Source organism: Spirosoma areae (genome assembly GCF_054781775.1).
In genome coordinates, this window is the sequence record NZ_BAAGTT010000023.1 from 44,966 (window position 1) to 61,861 (window position 16,896).

General features: G+C 51.6%; 12 protein-coding genes. 10 read left to right on the forward strand and 2 right to left on the reverse strand.

Annotated elements, in window-relative coordinates:
* Positions 1-70: 70 nt before the first annotated feature.
* The gene (gene topA, locus ACYVI1_RS08945) at positions 71-2,773 is read right to left on the reverse strand and encodes a type I DNA topoisomerase (protein WP_460909017.1); all 2,703 of its coding nucleotides are present in this window, start codon (positions 2,771-2,773) and stop codon (positions 71-73) included.
* Positions 2,774-3,082: 309 nt separating this feature from the next.
* On the opposite strand from topA, the gene ACYVI1_RS08950 reads away from it, so the two are divergent.
* A complete protein-coding gene (locus tag ACYVI1_RS08950; RefSeq protein WP_460909019.1) occupies positions 3,083-3,955 on the forward strand; it encodes a DUF4349 domain-containing protein in 873 nt (290 codons plus the stop codon).
* A 231-nt stretch (positions 3,956-4,186) separates the two neighbouring features.
* Here ACYVI1_RS08950 and ACYVI1_RS08955 read toward each other — a convergent pair whose 3' ends face one another.
* Positions 4,187-4,657, reverse strand: a complete 471-nt coding sequence (locus tag ACYVI1_RS08955; RefSeq protein ID WP_460909021.1) for an Lrp/AsnC family transcriptional regulator — start codon at positions 4,655-4,657, stop codon at positions 4,187-4,189.
* Between the two features lie 109 nt (positions 4,658-4,766).
* On the opposite strand from ACYVI1_RS08955, the gene ACYVI1_RS08960 reads away from it, so the two are divergent.
* The 9 genes from ACYVI1_RS08960 (at position 4,767) to ACYVI1_RS09000 (ending at position 16,812) form a co-directional block, all read left to right on the forward strand.
* The gene (locus tag ACYVI1_RS08960) at positions 4,767-6,224 is read left to right on the forward strand and encodes a CoA-acylating methylmalonate-semialdehyde dehydrogenase (RefSeq protein WP_460909023.1); all 1,458 of its coding nucleotides are present in this window, start codon (positions 4,767-4,769) and stop codon (positions 6,222-6,224) included.
* 128 nt (positions 6,225-6,352) lie between these two features.
* On the forward strand, positions 6,353-6,976 hold the full coding sequence (locus ACYVI1_RS08965) for a transposase (protein WP_460909025.1): 624 nt from the start codon (positions 6,353-6,355) through the stop codon (positions 6,974-6,976).
* A gap of 107 nt (positions 6,977-7,083) precedes the next feature.
* The gene (locus ACYVI1_RS08970) at positions 7,084-8,433 is read left to right on the forward strand and encodes an aminotransferase class III-fold pyridoxal phosphate-dependent enzyme (protein ID WP_460909028.1); all 1,350 of its coding nucleotides are present in this window, start codon (positions 7,084-7,086) and stop codon (positions 8,431-8,433) included.
* A 100-nt stretch (positions 8,434-8,533) separates the two neighbouring features.
* The gene (locus ACYVI1_RS08975; RefSeq protein WP_460909030.1) at positions 8,534-9,997 is read left to right on the forward strand and encodes an NCS1 family nucleobase:cation symporter-1; all 1,464 of its coding nucleotides are present in this window, start codon (positions 8,534-8,536) and stop codon (positions 9,995-9,997) included.
* On the forward strand, positions 9,994-11,376 hold the full coding sequence (gene hydA, locus ACYVI1_RS08980) for a dihydropyrimidinase (protein ID WP_460909032.1): 1,383 nt from the start codon (positions 9,994-9,996) through the stop codon (positions 11,374-11,376). Before ACYVI1_RS08975 ends, hydA begins: the two co-directional genes overlap by 4 nt.
* A 107-nt stretch (positions 11,377-11,483) precedes the next feature.
* Positions 11,484-12,350 (forward strand): nitrilase-related carbon-nitrogen hydrolase, encoded by an 867-nt coding sequence (locus tag ACYVI1_RS08985; protein WP_460909034.1) that lies wholly within the window; start codon positions 11,484-11,486, stop codon positions 12,348-12,350.
* A gap of 252 nt (positions 12,351-12,602) precedes the next feature.
* Positions 12,603-13,946 carry an NAD(P)-dependent oxidoreductase gene (locus tag ACYVI1_RS08990; RefSeq protein ID WP_460909036.1) on the forward strand — a complete coding sequence of 448 codons (1,344 nt, stop codon included), beginning with the start codon at positions 12,603-12,605 and terminating at the stop codon, positions 13,944-13,946.
* Between the two features lie 78 nt (positions 13,947-14,024).
* Positions 14,025-15,293: an NAD-dependent dihydropyrimidine dehydrogenase subunit PreA gene (preA, locus tag ACYVI1_RS08995; protein WP_460909038.1), complete on the forward strand. Its 1,269-nt coding sequence runs from the start codon at positions 14,025-14,027 to the stop codon at positions 15,291-15,293.
* A gap of 106 nt (positions 15,294-15,399) precedes the next feature.
* The gene (locus tag ACYVI1_RS09000; protein ID WP_460909040.1) at positions 15,400-16,812 is read left to right on the forward strand and encodes an FAD binding domain-containing protein; all 1,413 of its coding nucleotides are present in this window, start codon (positions 15,400-15,402) and stop codon (positions 16,810-16,812) included.
* Positions 16,813-16,896 lie beyond the last annotated feature (84 nt).

A 16,896-nucleotide genomic window follows, 5' to 3' on the forward strand; every position in this document is an offset into this window, starting at 1 on the left:
GCCAGTAAAAACAAAATGCCTTCCGGGTGGGGAAGGCATTTTCAGCTTACAAAAAACGAAATCACTTACCTTATTTTTTCGCCGTTGCTTTCTTCGCAGCCGTCGGTTTTTTGGCAGTAGCTGCTTTTGGCTTGACGGGCGCTTTTGCCGTCGCTTTGACAGCCGCCTTTTTCGCGGGCGCTTTTGCCGATGCCGGTTCGTCGCCCGCCAGGTTCAGGCAATCCTCAAGCGTAAGTGTAGCTGCGTCGACGTCTTTGGGAATGCGAATGTTCCGCTTGCCAACCGCCAGATAAGGCCCGTATTGCCCATTGATGACTTTAACCGCCGGATTTTCGGGGAATTCTTTGATGTATTTATTGGCTTCAGCCTGGCGTTTGGCCAGAATCAGTTCGATGGCCCGCTCAAGTTTCAGGCCCGCCAGCGATTCATTGCGGGGCAGCGACACATATTTGTCGTCGTGCTTCACATACGGGCCAAAACGCCCTTTTCCCGTCGTCACAAGTTTGCCTTCAAACTCACCGATGGCTTCGCTTACCGACTCGGCCCGCTTGCCCTCAATGAGCTGAATGGCGCGGTCGGCGTCGATGCTATACGGATCATCTTCGCGGGATAGCGACACATATTTGTCGTCGTGCTTCACATACGGGCCAAACTTGCCAATGCCGATGGTCATGGGTTTATCCTCGAAGAAGCCCACCTCACGGGGCAGAGTAAATAAATCCAGCGCATCCTGCAAGGTTATGGTTTCAATCAGTTGACCGTCGCGCAGGTTGGCATACTGCGGTTTTTCATCGTCGGTCGATTCGCCGATTTGCGTGTAAGCGCCGTATTTGCCCAGCCGCGCCGACACTTTCTTACCCGTGCGGGGGTCGATGCCCAGTTCGCGGGCACCCGTCTTGAACGACACCACCGACGACCCCTGAATGTCTTCGATATTCTTGTGAAAATCGCCGTAAAAATCCTGCAGCATTGTCTGCCAGTTCATCCGGCCATCGGCAATCTCATCGAAATCTTTCTCAACCGTCGCCGTAAACTTGTAGTCCACGATGTCGGGAAAATATTCGACCAGAAAATCGTTCACCACAATACCGGTGTTGGTGGGGAACAGCTTGGCTTTTTCGGAACCGAAGGTTTCTTTGCCGCTGGTTTCGCTAATCTGGTTTTGCTGAAGCGTATGTTCGATGTATTTACGCTCCTGACCGGGTTTGTCCTGCTTGATGACGTAGCCCCGGTTGACAATCGTTGAAATCGTTGGCGCATACGTCGAGGGCCGGCCGATGCCCATTTCTTCCAGTTTCTTAACCAACGATGCTTCGGCGTAGCGCGGCTGCGGACGGGTAAATTTCTCGATTGCTCTCATCAGGCCGAGGTTCAGCCCCTGCCCAATGGTCAGCGGGGGCAACATGCCCTTTGCGTCTTCGTCGTCCTCATCGTCTTTCGATTCGAGGTACACACGTAGAAATCCGTCAAACTTAATCACTTCACCCTGCGCGACGAGTTCGCTCGGAAATGTGGTATTTGCCGCCGGAACGTCTGGATTAAAGCGTACCTGCCTGGCTGAATCAAAATCCTCGCCAAATACGTCAAAACTAAGGTTCGGCTGTACTGTCGTTCCCGTTCCGTTCGCAAACCCAATGCCAATCGTTACAATCGTGCGTTCGAGTTGCGCGTCCGCCATTTGCGAGGCAATGGCGCGTTTCCAGATGAGTTCATACAGGCGTTTCTGGTCGCGGTCGCCACCGGCATGGCGGTCATTAAAGTTTGTTGGCCGGATGGCTTCGTGGGCTTCCTGCGCCGATTCGTTTTTGGTTTTGAACTGCCGCGTCTGCACGTATTGTTCGCCAAATTCCGTGCTTATTTCGGCAACGGCTTTGTCGATAGCTTCCTGCGAGAGATTGGTCGAGTCGGTCCGCATATACGAAATCTTCCCGGCTTCATACAGGTTCTGGGCAATCCGCATGGTGCGGTCGACCGAATAACCCAACTTGCGCGAGGCTTCCTGCTGGAGCGTGGAGGTCGTGAACGGGGGAGCAGGCGATTTTTTCGCGGGCTTAACTTCTAAGTTCTTGATTGTAAACGTCGCGCCAATGCAGGCTTCCAGAAAAGCGCGGGCTTCGCCGGAGGTCGCAAAATTCTTCGGCAGTTCGGCGTTCAGGACTTTGTTGCCATCGACAATGAACTGAGCCGCGACCTTAAACGACGACTTCGCTGCGTGTTTATCAATCTCGCGTTCGCGCTCCACCACCAGCCGCAGCGCCACCGACTGCACCCGGCCCGCCGATAGTCCCGTGCTGCCGCCTTTAATCTTGCGCCACAGCACCGGCGACAGTTCGTACCCCACCAGCCGGTCGAGCACGCGCCGGGCCTGCTGGGCATTCACCAAATCGACGTCGATGGTGCGGGGCGATTTGATGGCGTTCTGAATGGCCGTCTTGGTGATTTCGCGGAAAACGATGCGGTTCGTATTGTCGCGCAGGCCAAGGGCCTCTTTAAGGTGCCATGAAATGGCTTCCCCCTCGCGGTCATCGTCCGTTGCCAGCCACACCACGTCGGCCGACTTGGCTAATGACTTCAGTTCACTCACTAATTTTCGCTTATCGGGCGAAATTTCGTAAGACGGCTTAAATCCATTGGTTACATCGACAGCCAGCCCATCTTTGGGCAAATCGCGGACATGACCAAAGCTCGACTTCACCGTAAAGTCCTTACCCAGATAGCCTTCGATGGTTTTTGCCTTCGCCGGCGACTCTACAATGACTAAGTTTTTCGACATAATGTGGTGTTCAGGTTGTAACAGTTTCCGCTCCCTTTTTCCTCGAATCGCCAACGCGGTTCGGCCAAATATAGGCGCAAAACCACTGACTTGTACAAACCAACAAGTGCTGAACGATGTACGATGAACCGATGGGGGAGGATTGCCGGACTACCGGACAAGTTATATTAATGTAACAACAGCTACTGGCTGACAGTTCGCCAATGACGGCTCAACACGCGATAAATAGCGAATAACAGGCTGTTTTCACACCGGTTTGGGTTACCATTCCGGCTTATGGAAATTAATGATAACAGGCATCTTACGGCTATGAATAAAATTTTGACGCTTGCGATATTTCTGACAGCTATGGCCTGTCAGTCGAAGCCGGAACAAGCCATGCCGGCATCTTCGGCAACCGGCGACAGGGCCATGAAAGCGCTTATTCCTGAGCAGGACAGCCCTTCGGAAGATGAACAAATGGCGCCCGAATCACTGCCAGCGCCAAAACCGGGTCAGCCTTCGGTATCGGCGTCGGTCAGCCGAAAGATTATCCGCAACGCGCAGGTGCGAATTCGGGTCAGCGATTTTGCGAAGTCGGGGCAGGCTATCGGGCAGGCGGTTCGGCAGGCAGGCGGGCAGATTGCCAGCTCGAACGAAACCAAAAGCGACAACAGCATCGAGAATGCCCTGACCATTCGCGTGCCAGCCACTCGGTTTGATGCGCTGCTGGCTTCGCTGCTAAACGAAGCCATTTATCAGGACATAAAAACCATTACGAGCGAGGACGTTACGCGCCGGTACGTGGATGTTGAAGCCCGGATTCGGAGCAAAAAAGCCGCCGAGGAAACCTACCTGAGACTCCTCAAACAGGCTCGCAGCGTAGACGATGTGCTGAAAATAGAAGAGCAGTTGGCGGGCATTCGGGAGGAGCGCGAGGTGCAGGAAGCCGACCTGCGCCAACTAAAAGATGAGGTTGCCCTGAGCACCATCAATTTAACGTATTATCAACAAACCGAAGTAGCCCTGCGGCCCGAGGCCCCATTCTATGCCCAAATCTGGCATAACCTGACCGATGGATTTCGGGTAATGGGCAGCGTGGTGGTCGGCTTATTTTATTTTGTACCGGTAGGATTGGTGAGTGCCGGTGTCATCTGGCTAATCATGCGCTGGCGTCGGCAACGGCGGAATGTGGTGAAATGACAGGAACGCAGCTAAAGCGAGTTTACGCGTGTGCAGGAGGAGTTTATCAACCCACGACTCAAGTCGTGGGTTAAGGTAAATGAGCAAGGCTGGAAATTGAACCGTTTCAACGGTTTTGGGAATAGCAAACCGTTGAAACGGTTGAGTAATCTGCTACCCCTTATCACCAAACCCCACAGCTAAAGCGGTGGGCTACTAATTTTCAACGTTATCATACAACCGATTTCTGATTTACCTCAACAACCTCAAATCTGGCTGGGCGTATTTATAGACCTTAAAATACAGGGTCGTTTTGGTTTGATAGACGCCCTCAATCGCGGAAATCTCATTAACAAACTGCACCAAGTGGTTATTATCGGGACACATCACGTCAACTTCCAGGTCATAATCGCCCGACGTACTGGCTAAAAAACTAACTTCGGGCCGGGCGGAAATTTCCTGCGCCACCGACTCCTTCAGCGTGGCCGGACGCACATACACCGCAATGTGTGCATACGCCCCAAAGCCGACCTTATCCGGGTCAACGCGCCCCACAATGCTGATGATGCCTTCGTCGATGAGCCGATTCAATCGGGTGCGGGCGGTGCCAACCGATACGTGCAACTGGTCCGCAATTTCAGTAAATGACATCCGGCCATCCTGCTGAAGACAAGACAGAATGGCAAAGTCCAGGTCATCCAGCGTCGTGTGGTTCTTATCCATAGCAACAAATTCATGCCGTAAAAATATTGCGATTAGTTGACTTAGTACTAAATAATTTTTAGTTTGCGCTTCCTAATTTTGCAAAATATGCAATTTTAGCGTACAAATTATGAAGTATACCCCTGTTCAGAATTATATAAACGGGCAGTTCACCGATGCATCGACCGACCAGACGCTGAACGTAATTTCACCGTTGGATGGCACGTTGCTATCCACCGTTCCGATGTCGTCTGCTGCTGATTTAGATACGGCCGTGAAGGCGGCTAAAGCGGCATTCCCAGCCTGGAGCCGGACAACACTCAAAGAAAGAGTACAGGTATTTTTTCGGTATAAGGTCCTGTTGGAGAAAAACTTAAAAGAACTGGCTGCACTGGTGCAGGAGGAAAATGGCAAAACCTACGACGAAGCCGTTGCCGAAATCGAAAAGGGTGCTGAACTGGCCGAATTTGCCTGCTCATTACCGCAAATCGTTACGGGCGAGATTCTGGAAGTGAGCCGGGGCGTTGAGTGCAGAACGGAACACGTCCCCCTGGGTGTAGTAGCCAGTATCGTGCCGTTCAACTTCCCCAGCATGGTGCCCAACTGGACCGTTCCGAACGCCATCGCCCTGGGTAACTGCATGATTATCAAGCCATCGGAGAAAGTCCCGTTAAGCGTAGGACGACTGGCGGAGTTGTTGCAGGAAGCCGGTTTACCACCGGGCGTTTTTAACATCGTGCATGGCGACAGCGAAGTAGTCGAAGCCATCTGCGACCATCCGGGTATCGAAGCGGTGTCGTTTGTGGGGTCTACCAAAATTGCCAAACTTGTTTACCAACGGGCAACCAGTAATTTCAAACGGTGCCTGGCGTTGGGCGGTGCCAAAAATCACCTCATTGTGCTGCCCGATGCCATTCCGGGCATGACCGCCCAGAACATCACCGCGTCGATGGCTGGTTGCGCCGGTCAGCGGTGCATGGCGGCATCGGCGATGGTGGCGGTCGGCCCGGTCGATCACATCATCGAAAAACTGTGTGAGGAAGCCCGGAAAGTAGTGCCGGGGAAAAATCTCGGGGCGGTTATCAACCGTGCATCTAAAGAACGCATCGAACGCTACATTACGGAGGCAGAAAGTCAGGGCGCCAAAATTTTAGTCGACGGCCGCAACCCGACGGTGGCCGGTAAAGAAAACGGGACGTATGTTGGCCCAACGGTCATCGATTACGTGACCTCAGATATGGCGATTGCCAGGGAGGAAATTTTCGGGCCGGTCATCAGCATCATGCGGACCAATACCGTCGATGAAGCCTTAGCCATCGAGAACGCCAATCCCTACGGCAATGCAGCTTCGGTGTTCACCCAAAACGGCGGTATGGCCCGCTACGTGATTGACAAAGCCAGTGCGGGCATGGTGGGCGTGAACGTGGGCGTACCCGTCCCGCGCGAACCATTTTCGTTCGGCGGCTGGAACGAAAGCCGTTTTGGGGTGGGCGACATTACGGGCAAAAGCTCCATCGAATTCTGGACGAAACTCAAAAAAAGCACCACCAAATGGAACCCCGAAGCAGGAATTAACTGGATGAGTTGATTGAGATTTGACGGTTAAAGGTTGACACTTTGACAAAGTTCCAAACTTTGTCAAAGTGTCAACCTTTAACCGTCAAATCTCAATCAACTCAATAAGAAAACTACGTACAAAATCAGTCTGATTGACTTGTGAACTATTTTGCTCTTGAACCCGAGAAAACATACCATATTTTTAATCGAGGCATCGATGGGGGAACCATTTTCATGGAAGAACGTAATTACTTCTTTTTCCTTAAACGATATGCTGATTTTATGACTCCCGTAGTTGACACGTTCGCTTATTGTTTACTCGGCAATCATTTTCATTTATTGATACGAGTTAAATCCGAACACATACTGAAGCAACAATTAATTTCAGAAAAACGTGAGCAAAAAATAGGTGGTCTTCATAGCACAGAGCATATTGCCAGCAAACAATTCGCAAGACTTTTTAGCAGTTATACCCAAACGATAAACAAAGCCGTTGGCAGAACGGGAGCGTTGATAGAAACTCCTTTTGAAAGAAAGGAGGTAAACGACGAGGAGTATTTTACTCGTTTAATTTGGTACATTCATCACAATCCTCAGAAACACAGATTGATTAGTGATTTTCGACACTATCCATATTCTTCTTATCGAAGCCATCTGTCGACTAAACCAACCCGTTTGGTAAGAGAGTATGTATTGGCGTGGTTTGGAGGAGTTAATGCGTATACAGCCTTCCATGAGCAAGAACATGATGACAATGATTTTTCTGGTTTTATAATGGAATAATCGTTTTGAGATTGATTTTTAGGCTTTGACACTTTGACAAAGTTTAGAACTTTGTCAAAGTGTCAAAGCCTAAAAATCAATCTCAAAACGTAAAAACAACTTTCCCCATGCTTGACACAACAACCCTTTCCGAAACGCAGGACGTCCTTCAGGATAATTTTGATTACACAGTCTTCGCCTGGAGCAAACAGAAAAATATTTCGCCCATTGCGGTCAAATACGCGAAAGGCGTTTATCTCTATGACTACGATGGCAAACGCTATATCGACTTTTCGTCGGGCCTGATGAACGTCAATATCGGGCACGGCGACCAGCGAATTACAGAGGCTGTTGTCCGGCAAATGCAGGAGGTGAGTTATGTGACACCCTACTGCGTGACGAAAGTTCGGGGAGAACTGGGCAAGAAACTGGCCGAAATCTGCCCCGGCGATTTGAATAAAGCGTTCTTTACGTTGTGCGGGGCTACGTCTATCGAGGCCGCGCTCAAACTGGCGCGTTTGTACACCGGGCGGCATAAAATTCTGACTCGGTATCAGTCGTATCACGGTTCCACCTACGGCTCATTATCGGCCGGTGGCGACCCGCGCAAACTCCCCGATGATGCCCAGCAGGCCCCCAATTTCGTGCATATCGACATTCCGTATCTGTACCGCTGGAACCACGACGAAGCCAGTATGCTGACCGATTCGGTCGCCCAACTGGAGCGCATGATTGCCTACGAAGGACCGGGTAATATTGCGGCTATTTTGCTGGAAGGTGAATCGGGTACGTCGGGTTGCATTCAATACCCGAAAGGCTATTTGGCCGCCGTTCGGGAAATCTGTAACCGACACGGCATCCTGCTCATCATGGACGAAGTAATGAGCGGTTTTGGACGAACGGGCAAATGGTTCGGCTTTGAGAATCACGGCATTATCCCCGATATGGTGACGATGGCGAAGGGCATTACCAGCGGCTATCTGCCCTTCGGCTGTCTGATGGTCACGGATAAAATCGCTTCCCGATACGACGATACCTTGCTGGCAACGGGCATGACCTATTCAGCCCATCCGGTTAGTTGCGCGGCTGCGCTGGAAACGCTGAAAATCTACGAAGATGACAACCTGATTGAGAATGCCGCCGAGATGGGCAACTACATCGAAGCGCGGGCGGAAGAACTAAAGCAGCGGCATCCGAGTATCGGCGATTTCAGAAATACCGGCTTGCTGGGTTGCTTTGAACTGGTTAAAAACCGCACGACGAAAGAACCGATGGCCCCTTTCAACGCCAAACCCGACGAAATGGCGATTATGGCCAAAGTAGCCGCCAAAATCAAAGAGTTGGGTATGTACACCTTTGTGCGCTGGAGTTACGTGTTTGTGGCCCCACCGTTGTGTGTCACCAAAGAGCAAATCGACGAAGGACTCGCCATCATCAGCGAAGCGTTGAGTATTGCAGATGAGTATGTAAGTTTATAGTGTTTGTGGTTTGTAGTTGGCTGACGCATGAGTCGCTGACCGCACCGGCGGACCGGCGTCAGCCAACTACAAACCACGAACCACAAACCACGAACTTAAAATGCAAACACTTACCGAACCAACCCTAAACGAATCCTCCGCCCTCTACAGCGACGATTTAGCACCGATTCCCGCGTCGAAACGAACCTGGACGACCTGGAACTATGCTGCTCTGTGGATTAGCATGAGCCTGTGCATTCCAACCTACATGCTGGCGAGTTCGCTCATCGAAGGCGGCATGAACTGGTGGCAGGCCATTCTGACCATCTTTCTGGGCAATACCATCGTGCTGATTCCGATGGTGCTGAACGGTCATGCCGGGGCCAAATACGGCATTCCGTTTCCGGTATTGGCGCGGGCCAGTTTCGGCACGGCGGGGGCTAATATTCCAGCTCTGCTGCGGGCGATTGTGGCCTGCGGCTGGTTCGGCATTCAAACTTGGATTGGCGGGTTTGCCCTCTACCAGATGCTGCGGTTATGGATTCCGTCGTTAGAAACATTACCTCAACTATTTCCTGCTTCGTATGGTTTGCAGACTGGCCCCGCTATTTGCTTCCTATTGTTCTGGCTGCTGAACATGTACGTCGTCTATCTCGGTGTCGATAGCATCCGAAAGCTGCTGGTTTTCAAGGCGTTCTTTCTGCCCGTTGCGGCCCTGGCGTTGCTCTGGTGGGCTATTTCGGCCGGAAACGGCTTGGGACCAATTTTACAGCAACCGGCTAAATTCACCAGTTCTGCCCAATTTTTTGCGTTCTTCTTCCCAGCCCTCACCGGCATGGTTGGTTTCTGGGCAACCTTATCGCTGAACATTCCTGATTTTACGCGCTATGCCGTCAGTCAGAAGGCGCAGGTAAACGGCCAGATTATCGGACTGCCCCCGGCCATGACATTGTTTTCCTTTATTGGTGTCGTCGTCACCTCGGCTACGACCATTATTTACGGCACTACCATCTGGGACCCGCTCGTACTGGCCGGAAAATTCGATAGTAAACTATTAGTGAGCGTTGCTATGATTGCCGTGGCTATCTCAACCTTAGCGACGAACATTGCTGCCAACATCGTTAGCCCGGCCAATGATTTCGCGAATCTGGCCCCGTCGAAAATTGATTTTCGGAAAGGCGGTTACATCACCGGCGTTATCGGCATTCTTACTTTTCCGTGGAAATTAATCGCCGACCCGACGGGCTTTATTTTTACGTGGTTAGTCGGGTATTCGAGCCTGCTTGGGCCGGTGGGCGGCATCATGATTGCTGATTATTTTTTTCTGCGGAAGCAGCAATTAATCCTCACCGATTTGTATAGCGAGACGGGTATATATCGCTTTAGAAACGGCTACAATTCAGCGGCCATCATTGCGTTACTGGCGGGTATTTTACCCAATATTCCCGGCTTTTTGGTGACCATAAAAGTAATTCCGGCCAATAGTATCCCTGGCTGGATTTCACAGATTTACAACTACGCCTGGTTTGTCGGTTTTTTCGTGAGCGCGGGTGTGTATTTAGTTTTGATGCGGAAAAGACAATGAGCATTCTGATTAAAAACGGCCGAATCATCACCGCTGCGGATGATTACATCGCTGATATTTTCGTAGACGGCGAAACGATTAACGCCATCGGGAACGACCTTTCTATGCAAGCTGATACGGTCATCGACGCGTCGGGCAAGTTGGTTTTTCCTGGCGGCATTGACCCGCACGTGCATCTGGATATGCCGTTCATGGGCACCTTTTCGAGCGATACGCACGAGACGGGCACCCGTGCGGCTCTGCACGGCGGCACCACAACGGTCATTGATTTTGTGCTGCAAAAACAGGGTCATTCGCTGAAAGAAGCCCTCGCCGAATGGAATTCCCGCGCCAGTGGAACCGCCGTCGGCGATTACAGTTTTCACATGGCCGTTACGGATTTTAACGAAGACACAAAAGCCGAAATCCAGGAGATAGTTGAGGATGAAGGCATTACCTCGTTCAAAACATTCATGGCCTACAAAGGTGCACTGATGATTGACGACCGGCAGATGATTGGACTCATGCAGGAGGTGAAACAGCAGGGCGGCATGGTTACGGTTCACGCAACGAATGGCGATGTCATTGATTACCTCATCGCCAAACACCGCGCCGAGGGAAAACTGGCCCCGCTTTACCATTACCTCTCGCAGCCGGAAGTGACCGAAGCCGAAGCGAGCGGCCGTTTTGCCGACATGGCTGACTACACCGGTTGCCCCGGCTACATCGTTCACCTCACCTGCGAGGGCGCCCTGAATGCCGTTCGAAACGCGACCCGGCGCAATCAGAAAGTGTTCGTTGAAACCTGCATTCAATACTTAGTTCTCGATGCGTCGCTTTACGAAAATGAGGCAGAGGGAGCTAAATGGGTGATGAGTCCACCGTTGCGCGAAAAGAAGGACCAGCAAACGCTCTGGGCCGGTATCAATCAGGGACTTGTGCAGGTTGTCGCCACCGACCATTGCCCGTTTATGTGGGAGCAGAAATTGATGGGCAAAGACGACTTCTCGAAAATTCCGAACGGGCACCCGGCCATCGAAAACCGCATGGAATTGCTCTACAGCGAGGGCGTTCACAAAGGCAACATCACGCTGAATAAATACGTAGAAGTCGCCTGCACGAACCCGGCCAAAATCTTCGGTATGTTTCCCCGAAAAGGAACAATTTCGGTTGGCAGCGACGCCGATATTGTTATTTTCGACCCCAACGAAAAACACACCCTTTCAGCCAAAACCCACCACATGAATGTTGATTATTCAGCCTACGAAGGCTGGGAAGTAACGGGCAAAGTGAAAACCGTTCTGTTGCGTGGCCAGGTTGCCATTGATGAGGGAAATTGCCGGGTCGAAAAAGGATATGGACAGTTTATAAAACGAAATAAAGTAAGCGGGAAGATTTAAGGCTCGTGTTGTGGTGTCGGGTTCTCAAACCCGACATGCTCGCGTCAGCAATTGGTGTCGGGTTCTCAAACCCGACACCACCATAATAACAAACCACAAACTGAATTATGCCACGAATTATCAAATCGGGATTGATACAAATGAGTTTGCCGAAGACCGAAGGCGAAGGCACGATTGACGAAATTAAAGAAGCGATGGTGCAGAAACACCTGCCGCTTATCGACGAAGCCGGTCAGAAAGGTGTGCAGATTCTGTGTTTGCAGGAGATTTTCAATACGCCCTATTTCTGTCCGGGGCAGGACCGTTCGTGGTATGCGTCGGCAGAATCGGTTCCCGGCCCCACCACCGACCGAATGGCCGAATACGCCAGAAAATACAACATGGTGATCATCGTTCCGGTCTACGAAAAAGAGCAGGCCGGTGTGCTCTACAACACCGCTGCCGTCATCGACGCCGACGGGACGTATCTGGGCAAATACCGCAAGAATCACATTCCGCACACGTCGGGTTTTTGGGAGAAATTTTTCTTCAAACCCGGCAACTTAGGCTACCCGGTTTTCCAGACCCGTTATGCCAAAGTGGGCGTGTACATCTGCTACGACCGCCACTTCCCGGACGGCGCACGCTGCTTAGGGCTGAACGGGGCCGAAATTGTGTACAACCCGTCGGCAACGGTGGCTGGTTTGTCGCAGTATTTGTGGAAGTTGGAACAGCCCGCTCATGCCGCAGCCAACGGTTATTTTATGGGCTGCATCAACCGCGTCGGTGAAGAAAAACCCTGGAATCTGGGGCGGTTCTACGGCTCGTCGTATTTCGTTGACCCGCGCGGCCAGATTTTTGCCCAGGCCTCGGAAGATAAAGACGAACTGCTGATTTCGGAATTCGATTTAGACCTAATCGAAGAAGTCCGCAGCGTCTGGCAATTCTTCCGCGACCGACGGCCAGAAACGTATGATAAATTAGTTGAGTTGTAGATTAATGAATGTTGAGTTGTAGATTAATGAATAATGTACAATGCCGCATGGACAAGGCGTAACGCATAAGCCTGGTTCTATCATTGTACATTATTCATTGAATCTGTTTAGGATTAAGCGTCAAGCGCATTTGTTGACGAGTCGGCTTAACCCCTAAATCCCCTTCAGGAGACTTAGGGGTTAAGCCGACCAGAAAAACGTAATAACTAAACCGCTTCATTGTACATTATTCATTGTACATTGTTCATTAAAATGATAGTCAATAACCGATTAACGGCGGAACAATATGAGCAAAACTTCAGCGACATTCATCCGCCGTTCGAGTCGCGCGAAGCGGCTTTGGTAGAAGCGAATCGGTGTTTGTTTTGCTATGATGCGCCCTGCATAAAAAGCTGCCCCACGAGCATCAACATTCCGAAGTTCATCAAGCAGATTACGACCGACAACGTCAAGGGTTCAGCCTATACCATTCTGGATGCCAACATCATGGGGGGCGGCTGCTCGAAAGTGTGCCCGGTCGAGAAGTTGTGCGAAGGCTCGTGCGTGTATAATTTTCTGGAAGAACCGCCCATTCCTATTGCCAAACTACAACGCTATTCGACCGAAAAAGCGATTGAGCACAAATGGCCGCTGTTCCAGCGGAAACCCTCGACGGGCCGCAAAGTAGCCGTTGTGGGGGCGGGTCCGGCCGGATTAAGCTGCGCTCATGTGCTGAGTCGTGAGGGTGTCGACGTAACCATCTACGAGAAAGAAAGCAAGGGCGGTGGTCTGATGACCTACGGCATTGCGGCCTATAAAGTGACGCCCCAATTCTGCGAAGATGAAGTCAATTTTATCACGTCGCTGGGCGGTATCGACATTAAGTATGACCAGGAGTTGGGCCGGAATGTCTCGTTGGCAGAACTTCAGGCTAACTACGACGCGGTGTATATCGGCATCGGGGTTGGCGTAGCGAGGCAATTGGCCATTCCCGGCGAGCACCTCACCGGCGTTGAAGATGCCATTCGGTTCATTTACGACATTCGTGAGAAAGGGTATCCGTCTGTTCCCGTTGGTGACCGGGTGGCTGTGATTGGCCTCGGTATGACCGCTATTGACGCGGCCACGCAGGCCAAACGGCTGGGTGCCAAAGAGGTAACCATTGTTTACCGCCGAACGCAGGCCGAGATGCCAAGCACCGAAGTTGAGCTAAATCTGGCTAAATTAGATGGCTGCAACCTTATCTGGCTGGCATCTCCAAAGGAAATCCGGGGTGAAAACGGTCGGGTTACCCAACTAATTTGCAACGTCATGGCATTGGGCTTACCCGACACGAGCGGTCGTCGGTCGCCGGTCGAAACGGGCGAGACGTTTACGCTCAACGTGGACATGGTTATCAAAGCCGCCGGACAGGTGCCGTATGAAGAACTGGTTAGCCGCAACCAACTCAATCACTGGAGCGGCAAAGTGGCCATTAACGAACACTGCGCTACGAACATTCCAGGCGTGTTTGCCGGTGGCGACTGCGTAAACGGCGGCAAAGAAGTTGTCGATGCGGTGCAGGCGGGGAAGGATGGAGCAAGGGCGATCTTAACTTTTATTATAGAACGCGGATGACGCAGATGGTTATGATTTTCACTGATTTTGTTAATCATAACCATCTGCGTTATCCGCGTTCTATTAATTCTTTACTAAATGGCGGATTTACGCGCAGATTTCCTCGGTATCAAATCGCCGAACCCGTTCTGGCTGGCGAGTGCGCCCCCGACGGATAAACAGTACAACGTCCTGCGTGCTTTTGAAGCGGGCTGGGGTGGCGTCGTCTGGAAAACGCTGGGCAGCCAGGTCAAAAACGTATCGTCGCGATATTCGGCGGTCGATTTCAACGGCACCAAAATGATGGGGTTCAACAACATCGAACTCATCTCCGACCGGCCCCTCGACATCAACCTGCGCGAAATCGCCGAATGCGTGCGGCTGTTTCCCGACCGGGCGATGGTTGTTTCGCTCATGGCCGATAACTCTCGCGAGAACTGGCACGAACTCATCGCGCAGGTCGAAGATACCGGCGCACACGGGCTGGAACTCAACTTCGGCTGTCCGCACGGCATGACTGAGCGCGGCATGGGCGCGGCTGTGGGTCAGGACCCCGAAATCGCCAGAATGGTGGTCGAGTGGGTGATGGAACGGGCCACCATTCCGGTCATTACCAAGCTGACGCCCAATGTGCATTCGGTGGTGCCAACGGGCCGGGCATCGGTGGAGGGCGGCACAAACGCGCTCTCGCTCATCAACACGATTCAGTCGATAACGGGGGTAGATTTGGATACGTTTGTACCGAATCCATACGTGGCCGGTAAGTCAGTCTATGGCGGGTATTGTGGCCCGGCGGTGAAGCCCATCGCGCTGAAAATGCTGACCACCATTACGCAGGACCCGATTACGTCGCGTGTGCCGGTGTCGGGCATTGGGGGCGTAACGACCTGGAAAGATGCGGTCGAGTTTATGCTCCTCGGCGCGTCGAACGTGCAGGTTTGCACGGCTGTCATGAAGCACGGCTTCCGTATTATTGAGGATATGTGCGACGGCATGAACAACTGGATGGACGAAAAAGGCTTTAAAACCCTCGGCGACTTCATCGGCAAATCGGTGCCGACCATCACGCACTGGGAGGACTTGGACATCAACTACCACATCGTTGCCAACATCGACCAGAACAAGTGCATTCACTGTGGCCTGTGTTACATCGCCTGCGAAGACACGTCCCATCAGTCCATTAACCTGACGTATGGCAAGCCCTTCAACACCTATTCCATCAAAGAAGAGGAATGTGTTGGCTGTAACTTGTGTAAATTAGTCTGTCCGGTCGATAGCTGCATCACGATGGTGGAACAGCGCAAAGGCGACGAATACCTGAACTGGAAAGAATTTCAGCGCAGAGGGTTACCGCTGAATGACCATTGAAAAAGTTTAGATTTTTTGGGTGAGGGTTGACACTTTGACAAAGTTTAGAACTTTGTCAAAGTGTCAACCCTCACCCAAAAAAACCTAAACCAAAACCTAAATCCACGTGCTTACCTTCATCCTCAATAACAAACAAGTTCAGACCACCCTGCTTCCCGGCACGACGGTGCTCGATTTTGTGCGGTATCACCAGCATTTGACGGGCACCAAAATTGGTTGTCGCGAGGGCGATTGCGGAGCCTGCACGGTGATGGTGGGCGAGTTGAAAAACGGCGAACTCCGCTACCGCACGGCCACCTCCTGCCTGATGCCACTGGGCAATGCCCACGGCAAACACATCGTCACCATCGAAGGTGTCAATAGGGACGACCTCAACCCGATTCAGCAGGCCATGTCCGACGAATCGGCGACGCAATGCGGGTTTTGTACGCCGGGGTTTGTGGTGTCGATGGCCGGATTCTGTCTGAGTGAAAAAGAGCCAACATCTGAAAATGCTATTGCGGCCATCGACGGGAATATCTGCCGCTGCACGGGCTACAAATCCATTGAGCGGGCGGCTGGTCGGGTAGTGAATCGGTTGGCGGAACGGAGTGGCGAAGACCCGCTTCAGTTTGCCGTAAATCAGGAAATTTTACCCGCTTATTTCTCCACCATTCAGGAGCGGTTGCAAGCATTGGCGCTGCACCTGAATGGCGAGTTACAGACTGAAAATTCAACGGCGCAGCGGGTTGGTGGCGGAACAGATTTGTACGTGCAAAAGCACGACGAAATCAAGGATGCCGCTATACAATTTTTGTCCAATAACCTTGATTTAAAGGGAATTTCGCAGGCAGGCAATCAGTGTATGATTGGGCCGTCGGCAACGGTGACCGACCTGCTCGAATCGGCAGTGATGCAGTCGTATTTTGCAGATTTAAAGCAGATTACAAAGCTGGTCTCATCGACGCCCATCCGCAACATGGCAACTATCGGCGGCAACTTTATGAATGCCTCCCCCATCGGTGATTTCACGATTTTCTTTCTGGCGCTGGATGCGATTCTGACCTTGAGTAACGGCATTACTATGCGGGAAGTACCTCTCCGAAACCTCTATACAGGTTATAAAACACTCGACAAACAACCCGACGAATTTCTTGACAAAATCCGGTTTACCCTGCCTGACGCAACTACCCGGTTTAGCTTCGAGAAAGTCTGTAAACGAACCCACCTCGACATTGCGAGCGTCAATTCGGCTATGTATATAAGCGTTGACAATGAGGCAATTAAGGATATTAAAATCTCAGCCGGGGGCGTCGCGCCAATTCCCAAACGTTTACCGAAAACCGAAGCGTTTCTAAGGGGGAAGGTAATATTGGAAGCGATTGTTATTGACGCCATTGCCATCGCTCAAACCGAAATCTCGCCCATCAGCGACGTGCGCGGAACCGAAGTGTATAAACGTCTCCTGCTCAGTCAGTTGATTAAAGCACATTTTATCAAACTGTTTCCGGCGTTAGAAGTGGAACGGTTGCTGATTTAGAAGAATAGCACGCGGATGACGCAGATGTTGCGGATTTTCGCTGATTTGATTTTAATCTGTGTTAATCCGCAACATCTGCGTCAT